At 34.5% G+C, this 19,009-nt stretch carries 14 protein-coding genes; 7 read left to right on the top strand and 7 right to left on the bottom strand.

Annotated features, from left to right (window positions below):
* Positions 1-302: 302 nt before the first annotated feature.
* Positions 303-2,561, top strand: a complete 2,259-nt coding sequence (locus tag J2Y38_RS12165; protein WP_309842804.1) for an acyl-CoA dehydrogenase — start codon at positions 303-305, stop codon at positions 2,559-2,561.
* 279 nt (positions 2,562-2,840) lie between these two features.
* Here J2Y38_RS12165 and J2Y38_RS12160 read toward each other — a convergent pair whose 3' ends face one another.
* Positions 2,841-3,185, bottom strand: a complete 345-nt coding sequence (locus J2Y38_RS12160) for a 5-carboxymethyl-2-hydroxymuconate Delta-isomerase (RefSeq protein WP_309842801.1) — start codon at positions 3,183-3,185, stop codon at positions 2,841-2,843.
* 146 nt (positions 3,186-3,331) lie between these two features.
* Between J2Y38_RS12160 and J2Y38_RS12155 the strand changes: the two genes are divergently transcribed.
* From J2Y38_RS12155 to J2Y38_RS12140, 4 genes are all read left to right on the top strand, one after another.
* Entirely contained in the window at positions 3,332-4,975 is a 1,644-nt protein-coding gene (locus tag J2Y38_RS12155; RefSeq protein WP_309842799.1) for a DUF6377 domain-containing protein, read from the top strand.
* Positions 4,976-5,182: 207 nt separating this feature from the next.
* Positions 5,183-7,399 (top strand): glycoside hydrolase family 3 C-terminal domain-containing protein, encoded by a 2,217-nt coding sequence (locus J2Y38_RS12150; protein WP_309842796.1) that lies wholly within the window; start codon positions 5,183-5,185, stop codon positions 7,397-7,399.
* A 112-nt stretch (positions 7,400-7,511) separates the two neighbouring features.
* Positions 7,512-8,159 (top strand): DUF1349 domain-containing protein, encoded by a 648-nt coding sequence (locus J2Y38_RS12145; protein ID WP_256634529.1) that lies wholly within the window; start codon positions 7,512-7,514, stop codon positions 8,157-8,159.
* A 99-nt stretch (positions 8,160-8,258) separates the two neighbouring features.
* Positions 8,259-9,383 (top strand): acyltransferase, encoded by a 1,125-nt coding sequence (locus tag J2Y38_RS12140; RefSeq protein WP_309842792.1) that lies wholly within the window; start codon positions 8,259-8,261, stop codon positions 9,381-9,383.
* Positions 9,384-9,698: 315 nt separating this feature from the next.
* Here the strand turns inward: J2Y38_RS12140 and J2Y38_RS12135 are convergent, their stop codons facing one another.
* On the bottom strand, positions 9,699-10,805 hold the full coding sequence (locus J2Y38_RS12135) for an NADH:flavin oxidoreductase (protein ID WP_309842790.1): 1,107 nt from the start codon (positions 10,803-10,805) through the stop codon (positions 9,699-9,701).
* Positions 10,806-10,812: 7 nt separating this feature from the next.
* Complete coding sequence (locus J2Y38_RS12130) at positions 10,813-11,115, bottom strand: helix-turn-helix transcriptional regulator (RefSeq protein WP_035644774.1); 303 nt, start codon at positions 11,113-11,115, stop codon at positions 10,813-10,815.
* 389 nt (positions 11,116-11,504) lie between these two features.
* On the opposite strand from J2Y38_RS12130, the gene J2Y38_RS12125 reads away from it, so the two are divergent.
* Positions 11,505-11,999, top strand: coding sequence for a TlpA disulfide reductase family protein (locus J2Y38_RS12125; RefSeq protein ID WP_309842785.1), 495 nt, complete (start codon positions 11,505-11,507; stop codon positions 11,997-11,999).
* Positions 12,000-12,576: 577 nt separating this feature from the next.
* On the opposite strand, the gene lpdA is transcribed toward J2Y38_RS12125, so the two are convergent.
* The 4 genes from lpdA to J2Y38_RS12105 form a co-directional block, all read right to left on the bottom strand.
* On the bottom strand, positions 12,577-13,983 hold the full coding sequence (lpdA, locus tag J2Y38_RS12120) for a dihydrolipoyl dehydrogenase (protein ID WP_309842783.1): 1,407 nt from the start codon (positions 13,981-13,983) through the stop codon (positions 12,577-12,579).
* Between the two features lie 154 nt (positions 13,984-14,137).
* Positions 14,138-14,638, bottom strand: a complete 501-nt coding sequence (locus tag J2Y38_RS12115; protein WP_309842781.1) for a hypothetical protein — start codon at positions 14,636-14,638, stop codon at positions 14,138-14,140.
* A gap of 59 nt (positions 14,639-14,697) precedes the next feature.
* Entirely contained in the window at positions 14,698-15,564 is an 867-nt protein-coding gene (locus J2Y38_RS12110) for a chromate resistance protein ChrB domain-containing protein (protein ID WP_309842779.1), read from the bottom strand.
* Between the two features lie 15 nt (positions 15,565-15,579).
* Complete coding sequence (locus J2Y38_RS12105) at positions 15,580-15,963, bottom strand: hypothetical protein (RefSeq protein WP_309842776.1); 384 nt, start codon at positions 15,961-15,963, stop codon at positions 15,580-15,582.
* 239 nt (positions 15,964-16,202) lie between these two features.
* Between J2Y38_RS12105 and galA the strand changes: the two genes are divergently transcribed.
* Positions 16,203-18,995 (top strand): beta-galactosidase GalA, encoded by a 2,793-nt coding sequence (gene galA, locus J2Y38_RS12100; RefSeq protein WP_309842773.1) that lies wholly within the window; start codon positions 16,203-16,205, stop codon positions 18,993-18,995.
* The last annotated feature ends 14 nt before the right edge of the window (positions 18,996-19,009 follow it).

Genomic DNA, 19,009 nt, shown 5'->3' with positions numbered 1-19,009 from the left:
AACTCTTGTATTTTTATTGGTTTAAAATGTAAAATTACGAGAATCTTAACAGGGTTTTAAAACAGGAATGAGTATTTTTCATTCCTGTTTTTTTATGCAGTAAAATGAAATTATAGGCCACAGATTATAAGGATTATTTTCTTTGTCTAGAAAGTTTGCCACGAATTACGCGAATTTTCACGAATTCAAATTGATTTAAAGAATCAGTATAAAAAAATAAATTCGTGAAAATTCGCGTAATTCGTGGCAAAAGAAAATCCTCTTAATCTGTGGCAAAAAAAATAAAACCGAATCCCTATTATATGAAACCAGCAAAACTTCAAGCTTTTACTCCATTGTTTTATTTAGTGTGGTCTGATGATCTTTTAACTCAAAAGGAATTTGCCACATTAAAAGAATTTATAAAATCTCAAAAAGCCCTTTCATCCGAAGAACAGGAATATCTTCTCTCTAAAGTTGATATTTCAAATCCGCCTTCGCGAAATGAATTGGCGCAATGGAAATTAGACATTGAAAAAAGCATTCAGGATAAATCTTCTATAAAGTCAATTTTTGATATTGCCGTAGCACTTTCTGATAAAGATTTGGACATTTCATCCTTAGAATCCGATTTTACAAAACTCGAAAATGATCTTGGAATTTTAGGCGAAGAAGCACTTCAAAACTTCAAAACAAAAGCCGATTCTTTTACCGCAAATTCGCAGACAACAAGCAATTTTGATATTCAAAAAATAACCGAATTTCTGGACGGAAAAGAAGCTCACATCATAAAAAAAGTAAAATCAGTAATTTCAAGACCTGAATTTGCTTACGAAACTTCGACAGATATTAATGTTTTTCGCCAAACGGTTTACAATTGGTGTAAAATTTTAGCCGATGAAAACTTAGGAAACATGGCTTATCCGAAGGAATATGGCGGAGGAGGAAATGTAGAAGATTATTTTGCGATTATGGAAACACTGAGTTATCACGATTTAAGTTTGGTGATAAAATTTGGTGTTCAGTTTGGACTTTGGGGAATGAGCGTACAGTCTCTTGGAACAGAGAAACATTATGCAAAATATCTAAAAGATATTGGTTCGTTAAAACTTCCGGGTTGTTTTGCCATGACCGAAACGCATCATGGATCAAACGTAAAAGGTTTAGAAACTACCGCAACTTACAATCATAGCGATCAGACTTTTACGATTCATACGCCAAATAAAAATGCTCAGAAAGAATATATCGGAAACGCCGCAGTTCACGGACAAATGGCAACTGTTTTCGCTAAATTAATTATCGACGATCACGATTATGGCGTAAATGCTTTTGTAGTGCCTTTGCGCGATACAAATGGAAATACGATAAATGGAGTTACAATTGGTGACTGCGGACATAAAATGGGATTAAATGGCGTTGATAACGGAACTATCAGCTTTGATAATGTCGTGATTCCGAAAGAAAATATGCTGGATCGTTTCGCTTCTGTAAACGATAAAGGAGAATTCGAAAGCCCAATTCCGAGTGATAACAGAAGATTTTTTACGATGTTGGGAACTTTGGTAGGAGGAAGAATCGGGATTCCGCGTTCGGCTTTGGCTGCAGCCAAATCTGGATTAACGATTGCCATTCGCTATAGCGATCAACGCCGACAATTTGGCCCAGAAGGCGGATCTGAAGTTCCGATTTTAAATTACAGAATGCATCAACGCAGATTGTTGCCGCATTTGGCAAAAACCTATGCTGTTCATTTTGCACTTCAATATCTGACTAAAAGATTTTTGAACAGAACAGAATCTGAAATGCAGGAAATCGAAGCCCTTGCAGCCGGAATGAAATCCTATTCAACCTGGAGTACAAGAGATATTTTGCAGGAATGCCGTGAAGCGTGCGGAGGAAAAGGGTATTTATCTGAAAACCGAATCGATGCTTTAAAAAATGACACCGAAATTTACACCACTTTTGAAGGTGATAATACCGTTTTAATGCAATTAGTTGCTAAAAATCGTTTGTCTGAATTCAGAAAATCTTTTGGTGAAATGGGCTCTTTGGGAATCATCAATTATGTATATGAAAATGCCAAAACAGCGATTACAGAGAAAAATCCAATCGCAACAAGAAGATCTGATGATGAACATTTATTGGACGGAGAATTTCATTTACAGGCTTTTGTTCATAGAGAAAAAACAATTCTGGCTTCGGCAGCAAGACGTATCAAAAAATTGGTTGATGGCGGTTTAGAAGCTTATGATGCTTTTAATGTTGTTCAGCATCAAATGATAGATGTTGCACAGGCATATTTGGAACGTATTGTTTTAGAACAGTTTCGGGAAGCAATTAAAGAAATAAAAGATGAAAATTCAAAACTAATATTGACCAAATTATATCAATTATATGCGCTTTCGCAGATAGAAAAAAACAAAGGATGGTATTTGGAAGATGGCTATATGGAAGCGGTAAAAACCAAAGCGGTTCGTAAACTGGTTAATCAGCTTTGCTGGGATATTCGCCCGGATGCCGTTGCGTTGGTGAACGCTTTTGATATTCCAGAGAGTTGTTTGGCGGCGCCAATTGTGGTGTAGTTTTTTTTTAAACCATATAAGTGATATAAGGTTTATAAGTTTTTAGAGGAATTTTGTCAAAGTTTTAAACTTTGATGAATTTTGTTTTTCTTTTGGTAAGGCTTAACGCAAAGTTTTGTCATTCCGAGGAACGAGGAATCACACTAGAAATTCCGTACAGCAGATCGCCAATCTTTGTCGATTCTCTAGTGCGATTCCTCGTTCCTCGGAATGATAAAATCGGAAATAATATTATAATATTTGATGTTTGTGATAAATTTATTTATATCAAAAATCAAATTAAATCATTTTACTATTAAAATAACCAGCCTTTTGAAAATCGTCTATATTCATAGAAATTGACTTCACTTCAGGTAAAATAGTATTTAGTTTTGTTATAATTGCTTTTGATAAATTGTTTTTTTGTTCCTCATTTCGGCCTTCCATTATATAACCAAAAACATGAATAAAATCACTCAAAGTATTGCCATTATTATAATGTGAAAAAGGATTTATGCGAACTTTAATTTCTGGCGCGGTAAAAAGCTCTGTTGATAAAGCTGAATTAAAAACTTCCTGCATGATGTCGTCTGCAGATTTTAATCTTAATACATTTTCAGAGCAGTCGATAATAAAATTTGGCATTTGATAGTAGTTTAAGTTAGAAATTCGCTTCAAACAAAATTATAAAAACAATACCAGCTTTTGTTTATTTTATCGGATATATAAATAATTCATTTTTCTGTTTACACTTTATTATATTTGTACGTTTCATTTATTTTTAACTCAGTTTGAAAAATCCACTTTTGTTACTTTTTATCGTCTTGATGAGCTTTCCGGTTTTTGCTTCGGAAAGTACAGATGATATTATAGACAAGTTAAATCTGGCGCTAAAAAACAAACAGCATTACGTTCGTTTAAAAGAAGAAAGGATTCTAAACTTCAAGAAAATCAAATCTGAAGATTTAACGAAAGAACAAGAGTACAATTACAATAAAACTTTATATACAGAATACCAGAAATTCAATTCAGATTCAGCTATTTTATACGTAAAAAAGAACTTAAAAATTGCCTCTGAACTTCACGATAAAGATTTAGCCGATTTAGCCAATCTTCAATTAGTTACACTTTATTCCTCTTCGGGAAAATACCGTGAATCTGAAGCCATTTTAAAAAGCATCGACAAAAACAAATTGTCAAAATCGCTTCTTCCAAACTATTATGTTTCCTATCGTGAATTTTTTGAGCATTATGCTGCAAATAGTTACAGCAAAGAATATTTACAGCAAATTCAAAAATACCGTGATTCATTATTGATGGTTTTAGATCCAAAATCTATTAATTACCAAATCAATAAAATTCAGCACGATGTATATCATAAAAAAATAGTTAGTGCCCAAAAGCAATTAATGAATCTGCTTAAAAATACTAGCGAAGATGATTCGCAATATGCCATGATTACCTATTTGCTTGGAAGTATTTATGAGCATACACATCAGCTTGAATTGCGAAAAAAATATTATGCACTTTCGGCAACCGCTGATATTAAAAATGCCAATAAAGACAATGCTTCGCTGCAGGAACTGGCTTTGGTTTTTTACGAAATTGAAGATGTTGATATGGCGTATAAACTCACACAATCGGCAATTGAAGATGCTCTTTATTGTAATGTGCAGTTCCGCACGCTTTTAATGTCAGAAGTATATTCGATCATTAATACCGTTTATTTAGAAAAAGAAGCAAAACGAAAAACAGAATTACAGCTTTATTTAATCTGCATCAGTTTGCTTTCTGTATTTTTAATTATTGCGGTAATTTACGTTTACAAACAAATGAAAAAAGTTTCAAGAATTCGGGGAGAACTCTATGAAACCAGTCAAAAATTAGCCGAATTAAATCAGGATATTACTGAAACCAATAATCAGCTGCAGGAACGTAACGCACAATTATCTGAATCGAATCATATCAAGGAAGAATATATTGCGCATTTTTTCAGCCTTTGTTCGACTTACATTAATAAACTGGAGAATTACCGCATCATTTTAAATAAAAAAGCAACGGCAAAACAATTTGACGAAATCTACAAAATGCTAAAGTCAACGACTTTGGTTGATACAGAATTAGAAGAATTGTATAAAAACTTCGATATTATTTTCCTGAATCTATATCCCACTTTCGTAAAAGACTTTAACGCCCTTTTAATTAAAGAAGAACAAATTGTTTTAAAACAGGGAGAATTGCTAAATACTGAGCTTCGAATTTTTGCTTTGATTCGTTTAGGAATTAACGACAGTGTAAAAATTGCGGCCTTTCTTCGTTACTCTTTAAGTACAATTTACAATTATCGAACAAGAGCCCGAAATAAAGCGGCAGTTTCGAGAAATGATTTTGAAGAAATGGTCATGAAAATAGGTTTAATTACATTGAAAATGTAAAGATTTATTTTAAAATCACTACTTTTTTTGATGCTTATTTTTTGTTAAAAAATTGATAATCAATATTTTAATTTTTTAATTCACTACTTTTTTTCGTTTAAAAATTCAAAACGAACTATAACGTTTTAGCTTTACAATATTATTAAAAGGTACAATTGACCACTTGTATCTATACCAAAAATTGAATGCTTAAATAAATTACTAGTTATGTTTAAAAACGTTAAAACAATCCTTGTTTTAGTTTTGTTGAGTTCATTCGGAGTGAATGCACAAAATAAGGTTCCGGTTTATCTTGATGATAAAAAGCCAATTAGCGAGCGTGTAGAAGATGCGCTTTCAAGAATGACAACCGAAGAGAAAATTGCCATAATTCATGCGCAGTCTAAATTTAGTTCACCTGGGGTAAAACGCCTTGGGATTCCCGAAAACTGGATGACCGACGGGCCACACGGAATTCGTACTGAAGTAAAATGGGACGAATGGGATCAGGCAGGTTGGACAAATGATTCTTGTATTGCATTTCCGGCTTTAACCGCACTTTCTTCAACTTGGAATAAGGAATTAGCTTCTTTATACGGAAAATCAATTGGTGAAGAAGCACGTTACCGAAACAAAAACGTACTATTAGGACCTGGGGTAAACATTTACAGAAGCCCTTTAAACGGCCGTAACTTCGAATATATGGGAGAAGATCCTTTCTTAACTTCAAAAATGGTTGTTCCATATATTAAAGGAGTTCAGTCTAATGGAGTTGCTGCCTGTGTAAAACACTTTGCTTTAAACAATCAGGAAACAAACCGTAATTCTGTTAACGTAGTAGTTGATGACCGTGCGTTGTACGAAATTTATCTTCCGGCTTTTAAAGCAGCTGTACAAGAAGGTGAAGTTTGGGCAATTATGGGAGCTTACAATAAATACAAAGGACAGCAATGCTGCCACAACGAATATTTATTAAACGATATTCTTCGCGGAGAATGGGGCTTTAAAGGTGTTGTAGTTTCTGACTGGGGAGGTGTAAACGATACGAAACAAGCGATTCATAATGGTTTAGACATGGAGTTTGGTTCATGGACAAACGGGCTTTCATGGGGAACAAGTAATGCTTATGATAACTATTATTTAGCAAAACCATATTCTGAAATGATCAGAAAAGGTGAAATCGGAACAAAAGAATTAGACGAAAAAGTACGTCGCGTTTTACGTTTGGCTTTCTTAACTACAATGGACAGAAATCGTCCTTTTGGATCTTTTGGAACAGAAGAACATGCAAAAGCAGGTTTAAAAATTGCTCAGGAAGGAATTGTTTTATTACAAAACAACAATAATATTTTACCAATCGATCTTTCTAAAACTAAAAAGATTGCTGTAATTGGTGAAAATGCTATCAAAATGATGACTGTGGGAGGAGGAAGTTCTTCTTTGAAAGCACGTTACGAAATTACACCGCTTGAAGGTTTAAAGAAAAGAATTGGCAATCAGGCTGAAATCGTTTATGCTCGTGGTTACGTAGGAGATCCTACAAGTAATTATAATGGAGTTGTTGCAAAAGTAAGTTTAGAAGAAAAACGTTCTCCTGCTGAATTAACTGCTGAGGCTTTAAAAGTGGCTAAGGATGCTGATATTGTATTGTTTATTGGAGGTTTGAATAAAGCCCCAAATCAGGATGATGAAGGTCATGATCGTAACGGATTAGAGCTTTCTTATGGTCAGGATAAATTAATCAGCGAATTAGCGAAAGTAAATAAAAACATAGTTTACGTAAATATTTCTGGAAATGCGGTTGCAATGCCGTGGGTAAAAGAAGTTCCGGGAATTGTTCAGGGATGGTTTTTAGGAACTGAAGCTGGAAATGCTTTGGCTTCGGTTTTAGTTGGAGATGTAAACCCTTCTGGAAAATTATCTTTCACTTTCCCGGTAAAATTAGCTGATAACGGAGCACACGCTTTAGGAGAATTTCCGGGTAAGGATGAAGTAAAATACAATGAAGGAATTTTTGTTGGATACCGTTGGGCAGACAAACAAAAGATAAAACCATTGTTCTCTTTCGGTCACGGATTGAGCTACACGACTTTTGCATACGGAAAAGTAACAGCTGATAAAAAACAAATTTCAAGCAGCGATAAAATCACGTTTTCTGTTACGGTAAAAAATACAGGAAGCAGAGAAGGATCTGAAGTAGTACAGCTTTATATCAGCGATTTAAAATCTTCATTACCTCGTCCGATTAAAGAATTAAAAGGATTTGAGAAAGTTTCGCTAAAAGCGGGAGAAGAGAAAACAGTTACGTTTACAATCGATAAAACGGCTTTAAGTTTCTTTGATGATAAAAAACACGACTGGGTTGCTGAACCGGGAGCTTTTGAAGCAATCGTAGGAGCATCTTCAACTGATATAAAATCTAAAGTGGGCTTCTCACTTCAATAATTTCATTATTTCTAAATTGGTTGGTTGTAAAGCTGCAAGTGTAAAAAGTTGCAGCTTTGCTTTATATTTTAGTTAGAAGTAAGACGTTTTTTTAATCTTATAAAATCATAAAATGAAACGAATACTACTATTTGCCACAGCTTTTATTTTATTCCAAAAACTTTCGGCGCAAAGTCTGGAAAAAATGCAATGGTTTAATGAACCTGAAAAATGGGAAATTAAAAACAATGCATTAATCATGAACGTAACCGCAAACAGCGATTACTGGAGAATTTCTCACTACGGATTCACGGTTGATGATGCGCCTTTTTATTACGCCACGTATGGCGGTGAATTTGAAGCCAAAGTAAAAATCACCGGAAATTATATCGCTCGTTTTGACCAAATGGGTTTAATGATTCGTGTTGATGAAAAAAACTACATCAAAACCGGAGTAGAATTTGTTGACGGAAAATTCAATATCAGTACCGTCGTAACACATGATAAAAGTGACTGGAGCGTAACTACTCTTGAAAAAGCACCGCCGTTTATCTGGATAAAAGCGGTAAGAAGATTAGATGCTGTTGAGGTATTTTATTCTTTTGATGATAAAAATTATATCATGACCAGAAACGCGCCTCTACAAGATAATACCCCAGTAATGGTTGGGTTAATGGCCGCTTCTCCTGACGGAAAAGGTTTTGAGGCTAAATTCGAAAACTTCTCTGTAAAACATTTAGCGGATCAAAGAAGATTAGAGTGGCTGAAAAACCATCAATAATAATTGTAAATGGTTAATGGTGAATTATAAATTATCAATTCACAGCTAATCATTAACAATTAACCATTCACAATTCACAATTATAAATTAACCATTATTATGAATGATATAAAACCCAAAAAACATTACGAAATTCTGGACGGTTTACGTGGAGTTGCGGCTATTTTAGTTGTTATTTTTCACATTTTTGAAACCTTTAATGGAGGAAATCGTTTTGCACAAATTATCAATCACGGATATTTAGCCGTTGATTTCTTTTTTCTTTTATCAGGATTTGTTGTCGCTTATGCGTATGACGACCGCTGGGGGAAAATGACACAATGGGAATTTTACAAACGCCGATTAATCCGTTTACAGCCCATGGTGATTATGGGAATGATCATTGGTGCTATATTTTATTATTTTCAGGCCTCAGATATACTATTTCCACAAATTGCAGGAATGGAAGTGTGGAAAGTAATTTTAACCATGTTTATTGGTTTCACACTCTTGCCAATTCCGCCTTCAATGGAAATTAGAGGCTGGGGAGAAATGCATCCTTTAAATGGTCCGGCATGGTCACTTTTTTTCGAATACATTGCAAACATCTTGTACGCCCTAATTTTTCGCAGATTTTCGAATAAAGTACTATCAGTTTTTGTGCTGATATTTGCCGGACTGTTAATTAACTATACCGTTTTTGGTCCAAAAGGAGACGTAATTGGCGGCTGGTCCTTAAACCTGGAACAAATGAATATTGGTTTCACCCGTTTATTGTATCCGTTTTTTGCCGGAGTTTTACTTTCTCGTTTAGGAAAATTAATCCATATAAAAGGAGCATTTTGGGTTTGCAGTATTTTAATCACAATTGTTTTGGCATTGCCAAGATTTGGAGACGACAATACTTTATGGATGAATGGTTTATACGAATCATTCGTTATTATTTTAATCTTCCCAATTATTGTTGCAATAGGGGCAGGCGGACAAATTAAAAGTGCTTTCTCTGCAAAAATATGCAAGCTTTTAGGAGATATTTCATATCCAATTTACATTACGCATTATCCGTTAATTTATTGGTATACCGCTTGGGTTGTCGATAATAAAGTTTCGCTTCAGGACGGTTATGTTGTAGGAATAGGAGTTTTAATTGCGAGTATTGTAATAGCATATTTATGTTTAAAATTATACGACGAACCAGTTCGTAATTGGCTTCAGAATAAATTTCAAAAACGTAAAATAGCGTAAAATGCACTGGGCTTAGATGTACTGCAGTGCATCTACGCAACGTATATAAAATCTTGAATTTCTAATTTTGTTAGTTATAGATATTCAAAAAAGGGATGAAGCTTATAGTTTCATCCCTTTCTATTTGTAATTATATTTGATTACATAACGTTATGTAGACGCACTGCTGTACGTCTCTACAGATATTAATGGCGGATAATTGTTGAGGTAAAATAAAATAAAAAAGGATGAAACTTTATAGTTTCATCCTTTTTATATATTTAATCCAAAAAGAAAACCTTTGTCCCTTTGTAACTCTGAACCTTAAAAAAAGATTTATTCTAACACCAATGCTCCCAAAGCTTCTTTACTAAAACCTTTTAACTCTTCAGTTTTTCCGGCTTTAATTTTAGCAGTCCAATTTGGGTCAGATAATAAAGGTCTTCCAACAGCAACCAAATCAAAATCGCCTCTGTCGAAACGTCTGTTTAATTCCTCTAAAGAAGTTGGCTGAGAACTTTCACCAGCAAAAGCACCAAAGAAATCTCCAGAAAGACCAACAGAACCAACTGTAATAGTTGGAGCTCCGGTAACTTTTTTAGCCCAACCTGCAAAGTTTAAATCAGAATCTTCAAACTCTGGTTCCCAGAATCTGCGTTGCGAAGCGTGTATAATATCCACTCCAGCATCCACAAGAGGAGTAAGCCAAGCTTCTAATTCCTGCGGATTTTTAGCCAGTTTATAATTGTAATCAGAAGGTTTAAATTGAGAAAAACGCATGATTACAGCAAAATCGTTACCCACTTGTTTTCTAACTTCTTTAATCACTTCAATAGCAAAACGATTACGTTCCGGTAAAGTTTTTCCACCGAAAATGTCTTCACGTAAATTTGTTTCTGCTCTAAAAAACTGGTCAATTAAATAACCGTGTGCACCGTGAATTTCGATAGTATCAAAACCTAATCTTTTTGCATCAGCTGCAGCTTGTCCAAAAGCAAGAATAGTGTCTTCAATATCTTTTTCGGTCATAGTAACACCATTTCTAAAATCAGGACGATTTAATCCGGAAGGACCTTCAAAAGGAACTGGCGGAACCCATCCAGAATGGTGGTTATCCATAATTCCCATATGCCAGATCTGCGGTCCCATTTTTCCGCCTGCAGCGTGAACTTCATCAATAACTTTTTTCCATCCGTTTAAAGAAGCTTCACCATGAAAATGCGGTACATTAGCATCATTGGATGAAGAAGGTCTGTTGATTACAGTTCCTTCAGATAATATTAAACCAACTTCGCCTTCAGCTCTTTTTTGGTAGTAAGCAGCTACATCATCAGTTGGAACTCCGTTTGGAGAAAAAGAGCGCGTCATTGGCGCCATTACGATTCGGTTTTTAAGGTTTAACGATTTTAAGTTAAACGGCGAAAACAGGTTGTTTGTACTCATAAGTAATTTACAAATTAGATTGAATTAATTTACTGAGTGCTTCAAAGGCACCTTCGTTGCGTTTATAGTAAGTCCATTGTCCAACACGTTTGGCTTCGATGAAACCGGCGCGTTGTAAAATAGACAGGTATTCAGATACTGTAGATTGTGTCAAACCGGCTTTGGCCTGAATTTGTCCCACGCAGACTCCATGTTCAAATCCGCCATGTTCCAGCTGACTGGGAAAGTTTATTTCGGGTTCCTTAAGCCATTCCAGCATTTGTAATCTGGACTTGTTAGAGAGTGCCTTAAAAAGTTCTATATTTTCCATGATGCAAATATATCGACTTTTCCCGATATATCAATTTAAAGAAATATTTTTAGGAAAATTTTATGATGGAGTAGGACAAATGATGAAGAATTTAGGAAAGAAAAATTATATTTGCTTGCGTATTAATCTCGCAATCCCGATAGCTATCGAGAGCGAAGTCGCAAAGTTGTTTTTCAATTGTCTCCAGCTTTAGCTGGAGATAGTAAGAAAAGTGAGAAAAGGGCTTTAGCCAAACTTTATATTTTTGGCTAAAGCCTATCGAGCTAATTTTTATAAACCTCCAGCTAAAGCTGGAGGCAATTCAATTGAGAAGACTTAAAAAAAACTTTGCGACTCTGCGTCTTTGCGAGATTAAAAAACGTTCCCCAAAACAATAAACTTAATAAACTATGAAAAAAACGTTACTTATTTTAGGATTCTTATGTTGTGTAATAACCAGTTCAAAAGCTCAGGTTATAGGTACTGATATTGGCGATATAGCACCAGAAATAGATCTTCCAGATACAAAAGGAAACAATGTCGTACTTTCGTCTTTACGAGGTTCATTAACTTTAGTTGACTTTTGGGCATCTTGGTGCGGGCCATGTATTAAAGAACAGCCGACTTTATTAAAATTATACAATGCTTATCCTGATAAATTTTCAATTTACAGCGTTTCTATGGATACTAAAAAACCGCTTTGGTTGGGAGCAATTGCAAAAGGAAAACTGCCTTGGATACAAGTAAGCGATTTAAAATATTGGAAATCTCCGGTTATCGGAGATTATATGCTTCAGTCTGTTCCTCTGAACTTTTTAATTGATAAAAATGGAATTATCATAGCTAAAAATATCCACGGAAAAGCTTTAGAAGATATGGTTAATGGTTTGTTGACTGCTCAATAAAATGGAATCAAACCTTTCTTTATCAGACTTCCGTACAAGATTGCAAAATAATATCGAAATAGGTTCTTTAAAAGTGAACTTAAGTCACTTTAGGCTATTTCCCATATTTGGCGGCGCAAAACCTTTTTATGGACTTTTTGATGATAAAAGTTTTCGGTTAACTATAAATTCAGCGACATCTCCTACAATTTTTATTGTGAGAGGAAATTACAAGAATATTGATAATAGGGTTAATGTGAATTACGTTGTTGAAGAAAACAGTAAGTTTCAGTTGCTTTGGACGAAATTCTCTCCAGTAGTTTTTTTAATATTCATTAATGTTTTTTTTCTCTTTTTTGGAAGAGGCCTTAGGCGAGCCACTACAATTGTGAGTTTGTTTCTTCTTATTGTTATTTTCTATTCAAGATGGAAAGAAGAAAGAAAGAGGAAAAAACTAGAACAAAAATTTATCAGGATTTTTGAAATTAAATGAGGTAAAAAATACAATACAGATCTTTGTCAAAGTTTGAAACTTGGACAAAGATTAAGTACTGTAAAAACTTGAAACCTGAAACAAAGAAAACCTGAAACAAAAAACTTAAATATTAATAGCTCCCTGTCCGGAAGCAATCATATAAGCTTCTTTCAAAGTTTCAGAATAGGTTGGGTGAGCATATGAAATTCTGAACATATCTTCGTCTGTAACTTCATATTCCATTCCGATAACACCTTGAGCAATTAAATCTGCGGCTCGCGGGCCAATGACATGCATTCCTAAAAGTTCACCGTATTTTGGATCAGACAGAATTTTAGAAAAACCATCTTTTTCCATAGCAGCTCTTGCTCTTGCACTGGCTGAAAAAGGAAATTTTCCAACGCGATATTCAATACCTTTCTCTTTTAGTTCTTCTTCAGTATAACCAACAGAAGCTACTTCCGGCCAAGTATAAACAACGCCCGGAATTAACTTGTAATTAATATGCGGTTTTTGACCATTTATAGTTTCGGCAACAAAAATTCCTTCTTCTTCGGCTTTGTGTGCGAGCATTGCTCCGACAACAACATCGCCAATCGCATAAATATTTTCGGCTTTGGTTTGCAGTTTTTCGTTGGTAACAATTCGACCTTTTGAGTCGACTTCGATATTGGTGTTTTCTAAACCTAAACCTTCAGTATAAGGTTTTCTTCCAACGGCAACCAGACAATAATCGGCGGTAATTTCCTGTGGATTATTGGAAGCATCCAAAAAACTAACCGTTGCATTCTTGCCGTTATTTTTAGCCGATTGTACTTTATGACTCAATAAAATCTTGATATTCTGTTTGGTAAAAATCTTTTTAAGTTCTTTTCCAAGATCTTTATCCATTGTTGGAATCAGGCTGTCAAAATATTCTATTATCGTAATCTCAACACCAATTCTGGCATAAATAGAAGCCATTTCTACGCCAATTACGCCTCCGCCAATAATGACAATGCTTTTCGGTTTTTCGGGCAGTGAAAGTGCTTCTGTTGAAGTTATGATTCGTTGTTTGTCGATTTCAACTCCGGGAATTGTAGCTGGTTTTGAGCCTGTTGCAATAATAAAATAAGTCGAAGTAATTTTAGTAGAATTGCCATCGTTGTGTTTTACACTGATTTCAGAATTATTCAAAAAAGAACCAATTCCTTCAAAAACCTCGATTTTGTTTTTCTTCATTAAAAAATTAAGTCCGGCAATATTCTGCTCTACAACTTCGCTTTTTCTTTTAATTAACTTTTTGAAATCTAAACTCAATTTTCCGGTTAGGATTCCGTGTGTTGCAAATTTGGTTTCGGCTGTATGATAATGTTCTGTACTGTCAAGCAAGGCTTTTGTAGGGATGCAGCCCACATTTGTACAGGTTCCTCCCAACGCTTTATATTTTTCTACTAGGGCAGTTTTATATCCCAGCTGCGAACAACGAATTGCCGATGCATAACCGCCGGGACCAGAACCAATAACAACGATATCAAATTTTGTTTCCATAATTGATTTTTTTAAATAGTTAAAAGTACATTAGACTTAAAACTTTAAGCAATCTATATGCCTTATTTTAAGTCGATGAAATTTAAGGATTTAAAATGTATTCTGGAAGTTAATTTATTGTATTTCGTTATCTTAAAAGTTGAATTCGTGATATTTAAAAAGCAATTCCAAATTGAAAACCAACCGTAAAAGACGTAGGATGATCATTACCAAAACGAACGGGCAGCGGAAGAGCAACAAAATAACTGCAATTATCGCTTTTGATAACCGTTTTATTAATTACAGGAGTTATACCATATCTGCCGCTGCTTTCAAAAGCTGCTCTTCCGGCAAAAGTATAACCGTTTCCAAGAGCCACTAAAACGCCGGGATGAAATAATAAATTAGTCACTTTATCGCTGTCTCCCTGTACTCTTATATTGGGAACAACTTCAAAAGAAAAACCTATTTTTTGGTTCTTCCAAATATTGATTCCGGTAGGAAAACCAACTGCATAATAATCTCTAAAATTCACACTGGTTTGTTCACTGCTAAAAGAGGCAATAGGGTGCATAACTCCGAAATAACCTGTAATTTTGGGATAAACAGTTTGAGAAAATGCATTAAAACTGAAAGAGAATAAAGCGATTACGAAAATGGGTCTAAATGAAATCATGATTAGTTTTGTTAATTAAAAAACAAAACTATCGACAATGTAATTTTAGAAATAGAATGCTATTTACCTTTTGTATCTGAATTACTTTTCAAGGCATTTTTTCTATAAGAAGAAGGATTTTTTCCTGTTTGCAGTTTGAATATTCTCGTAAAATGACTTTGATCTGAAAATCCCGTCATATAAGCAATTTCGGTTAGAGTATAAGTCGAATTCTGAATCAAGTTTATCGCTTTTTCAATTCGCAGTTTTCGAACATATTCACCAAAATTCAAATCCTCAAAATATTTAGAAAATTCCCTTGATAAATAAGAAGGGTTTAGTTCTAAATCATTAGAGATTTTTTTTAAATCAAAAGTAAACTGCGCATCAATTTGATCCTGAATGATGTTCTTTAATTCTTTAACCCATAAAGGCGTTTTTTTACTGCTTTTTTTCTCAATTAAAAACTTGTTATATACCTCGTGAAGTAAGTTTTCGAACGGGCTATTTTGCAAATGATTTTGTTTGTACAAATGTTTTGCCCAGCTGTACAATGCATCGTAGAGCTTTAATCCGGTTTCTAATAATTCGGTATCGTTTGTAATATTATGCGAAAGTCCGGCAGAAATTGCCCAGAGTCCGGCGGCTTCTTTAGCAAGATCGTGACGGTCGGTATCGGCGCCGCGAACAATTTTTGCCATAATTAAAACCGCTGGATCAGCAATTTGATATTTTTTTATAATGTAATCAAAAGTACATTCTTCATTATAATGCGTAAATTCTACATCTGGAATATCAAACGGAATCGCATCTAATTCTTTCGCTTTCTTTACAACTTCACTAAACGGAACATAAATAAATTCGGCATCGGCATCAACAAAATTTTTGATCAGCCATGGACAGGCAATTCTATCAATTTTAGGCCTTTCACGGGTGATCCATTTCATTTGGCAAGCTTAAAATTAATCGTTTTCATTCGAAGTTTTCTTTACACCTCCAAAACTCGTTTTCATCAATTCTCTAATTTGAAATTGTGTTTTGTTTCGGGTTACACTTTTCCATTGGTCAAAATCATAAATATGAATTTGATCGGCATAAGGATTAGTTACAAAGAAAAGTCTTGATATGGAATATTTATAATATTTTAATTCATGCGAAATGTGGCGGTCGGGTACGACAATAAGAATCGTATCCCAATCCAGAAAATTTTGGGGAACATCATCTCTTTCAGTTAATCCAAGAGATTCAAAAAAGGCCAGTATCTTTTGATCATTATTCTTATCGATCTTTTCATCGATACGTTTAATGGTTGTAAGAAGCTTTTTTTCATCTTTAATAACACTCATAGTAATCTCTGTTTTTTAAATTTTTATATAAAATTACGTCAAATCAAAGTCATTTAAAAAAGTATAGCCAATAGAATGATTCTAAATTTTTTAAGTACCATTTTCAAACAGATTATTAGAACTTATTGTATATCTTTTGATAAAATACTATTAAATTAAGTCCTTTTTATACCATAATTTTATCGTTCTAACCTTACCTAACCATGTTTATGAAAATTGTTTCCGTTAAAAGAATTTTTTTGTCTGTCAGTTTTTTGCTTTCCTGTTTGGCATTCGCCCAAAATAAATCAGAAAGAGAATTGATTTTAATTGATAAAGACTGGCGTTTTTCGTTTGGTCATTTATACGATACAGAAAAAGATTTTGGACACGCAACGGGTTATTTTTCATACTTAACCAAAACCGGATTTGGCGATGGTCCGGCGGCAAAAGATTTTGATGACCGTGCCTGGCGAAAGTTAGATTTACCTCACGATTGGGCTGTTGAACAAGAATTTAGTGAAAAAGGAAGTTTCAGCCACGGATTTAAGACCGCAGGAAAAGGTTTTCCGGAGAAAAGCATTGGCTGGTATCGAAAAAAAATCAATATTCCGGAAACCGATAATGGTAAAATTATCAGTCTAAAATTTGACGGTGTTTTTAGAAACTCAAAAGTATTTTTTAACGGATATTATCTCGGAACTGAACAAAGCGGTTATAACGGATTTGAATATGATGTAACGGCTTACGTCAATTATGGCGGAGAAAATACAATTGTTGTTCGTGCCGATGCATCAATGGAAGAAGGTTGGTTTTATGAAGGTGCGGGGATTTACAGACATGTTTATTTACAGAAAACAAATCCGGTTCATGTTGCAGCAAACGGAACTTATGTAACTTCTGAACTTAAAAATAACAGTGCTGATGTTATTGCAGATGTTACGATTGAAAACAAAGGAAATTATAAAGGATCAATTGAAATTGTTCAGACTGTTTTGGATCCTCAAAATAAACAAGTCGCCAATTTTTCTGAAAATATAGTAGCTCCAGAATTTTACAAAACTAGCACGCATAGCTCCAAATTATATGTTGAAAATCCGCTTTTGTGGAGTATTGAATCGCCAAATCTATATCGCTTAGTAACGCAGATTAAGCAAAACGGAAAAACAATTGATAATTATGAAACCACTTTTGGAATTCGAACAATTGAGTTTGATCCTGAAAACGGTTTTTTTCTTAACGGAAAACCTTTAAAACTAAAAGGAACCAATAATCATCAGGATCATGCTGGAATTGGAACGGCGCTTCCAGATGAAATTCAGTATTATAGAATTAAAAAACTGAAAGAAATGGGATTGAATGCGTATCGCTGTTCGCATCATCCGCCAACTCCTGAATTGCTAAAAGCCTGCGATGAATTGGGAATGCTTGTAATTGATGAAACGCGTTTAATGGGAATTAACGATTATCATTTGAATGATTTAAAGCGAATGATGGAGCGCGACCGAAATCATCCAAGTATTTTTTGCTGGTCGGTTGGAAACGAAGAATGGAATATTGAAGGAAATATTGTGGGCGAACGTATTACGAATGTCATGCAGAATTATGCCAAAAGTATTGAGCCAACAAGACCTGTAACGGTAGGAATTAGCAGTGGATTTAAAAGCGGAATTTCGTCTGTTGTTGAAATTATGGGCTATAATTATCTAGGAAATGGTGATATTGACGCACATAGAAATCAGTTTAAAAACCAACCCGGAATGGGAACGGAGGAAGGTTCTACTTTTGCAACGCGTGGAATTTATTTTACTGATGATGCCAAACATTACCAAAGTGCTTATGACAAAAAACCTCGCCCAAGTTTTTACAGCATTGAAGAAGGCTGGAAGTTTTATGCCGAAAGACCTTATTTAGCAGGAATGTTCATTTGGACAGGTTTTGATTATCGCGGAGAACCAACGCCTTACGGCTGGCCGTCGGTAACTTCGTATTTCGGAATGATGGATGTTTGCGGTTTCCCGAAAGACAATGTGTTTTATTTAAAATCGTGGTGGGGAACCGAGCCTGTTCTGCACATTATGCCGCATTGGAACTGGAGTGGGATGGAAGGTAAAGAAATTGATGTCTGGGTACATTCTAATTGTGATGAAGTAGAACTTTTCTTAAACAAAAAAAGTCTCGGCAAAAAGAAAATGCAGCAAAACAGCCATTTAGAATGGAAAGTAAATTATGCGCCGGGAACTCTGGAAGCAATTGGATATAAAAATGGAAAAAAAATATTAACAGAAATTCAAAAAACAACCGGAAAAGCTGAAAATATTAAACTTTCTGTAGATAAAGAAAATGTGCCAAATTCAAAAGTAACGGTTGTAACAGTTGAGGTTACAGATAAAAATGGTTTACATATTCCAACTTCAAATGATGAAATTGAATTTTCTATAAAAGGCGGAAAGATTTTAGGAGTAGGAAACGGTGACCCAACTTCTTTAGAAAAAGATCAGTTTCTTAATGCTATTTCGTTAGTTCAAATAACTAACTTTCAGGAACAAAAAGGATTAACAGCTACTTTGCCTCAGGAATTACAAAATTATCCCGAAAACGACTGGAAAACCGCTTTTAAAGATCGGGATTATAAAAACCAGGCGCCATCTTATATTTATAAAGGAGAATTTGAACTAAAAAACAATTTGGCTTCAAATATCGTGAGTTTCTTTTACAAGAAAATTGGAGTTGAAACTGTAGTTTTTATCAATGGAAATAAAGTAAATCCAAGTGCTGAAGATTCTCAAAAGTATATTTTGGATTCGGCAATTTTAAAAGAAGGTAAAAACACGATTCATATCGTCGCAACTCCGCTTCAAAAAATAAAAGACTGGGACGTAATGAATACAGATCCCGGAATTATTCAGGTAATAACGCCAGCAGAACCTTGGAAAAGAAAACTTTTTAATGGATACGCTCAAATAATTATCCAAAAAGAAGAAAATGCTAAAGAAGTTATTTTATCCGCTTCCGCGAAAGGATTACGAGCAGGGAGTTTGAATTTAAAATAGTTTCACGCAGATTT

The sequence above is a fragment of the Flavobacterium sp. 2755 genome, assembly GCF_031455715.1.
Lineage (GTDB): Bacteria > Bacteroidota > Bacteroidia > Flavobacteriales > Flavobacteriaceae > Flavobacterium.
The sequence above is the reverse complement of the archived record's forward strand: the minus strand, read 5'-3'. Positions and strand labels throughout refer to the sequence as shown.

Bases quoted from the DNA above. Each gene is read 5' to 3' on its own strand.
- J2Y38_RS12105 (WP_309842776.1), bottom strand. From the start codon at position 15,963: ATGAGTGTTATTAAAGATGAAAAAAAGCTTCTTACAACCATTAAACGT.
- J2Y38_RS12145 (WP_256634529.1), top strand. From the start codon at position 7,512: ATGAAACGAATACTACTATTTGCCACAGCTTTTATTTTATTCCAAAAA.
- J2Y38_RS12140 (WP_309842792.1), top strand. From the start codon at position 8,259: ATGAATGATATAAAACCCAAAAAACATTACGAAATTCTGGACGGTTTA.
- J2Y38_RS12115 (WP_309842781.1), bottom strand. From the start codon at position 14,638: ATGATTTCATTTAGACCCATTTTCGTAATCGCTTTATTCTCTTTCAGT.
- J2Y38_RS12110 (WP_309842779.1), bottom strand. From the start codon at position 15,564: ATGAAATGGATCACCCGTGAAAGGCCTAAAATTGATAGAATTGCCTGT.
- J2Y38_RS12165 (WP_309842804.1), top strand. From the start codon at position 303: ATGAAACCAGCAAAACTTCAAGCTTTTACTCCATTGTTTTATTTAGTG.
- J2Y38_RS12125 (WP_309842785.1), top strand. From the start codon at position 11,505: ATGAAAAAAACGTTACTTATTTTAGGATTCTTATGTTGTGTAATAACC.
- J2Y38_RS12150 (WP_309842796.1), top strand. From the start codon at position 5,183: ATGTTTAAAAACGTTAAAACAATCCTTGTTTTAGTTTTGTTGAGTTCA.
- J2Y38_RS12130 (WP_035644774.1), bottom strand. From the start codon at position 11,115: ATGGAAAATATAGAACTTTTTAAGGCACTCTCTAACAAGTCCAGATTA.
- lpdA (WP_309842783.1), bottom strand. From the start codon at position 13,983: ATGGAAACAAAATTTGATATCGTTGTTATTGGTTCTGGTCCCGGCGGT.
- J2Y38_RS12160 (WP_309842801.1), bottom strand. From the start codon at position 3,185: ATGCCAAATTTTATTATCGACTGCTCTGAAAATGTATTAAGATTAAAA.
- J2Y38_RS12135 (WP_309842790.1), bottom strand. From the start codon at position 10,805: ATGAGTACAAACAACCTGTTTTCGCCGTTTAACTTAAAATCGTTAAAC.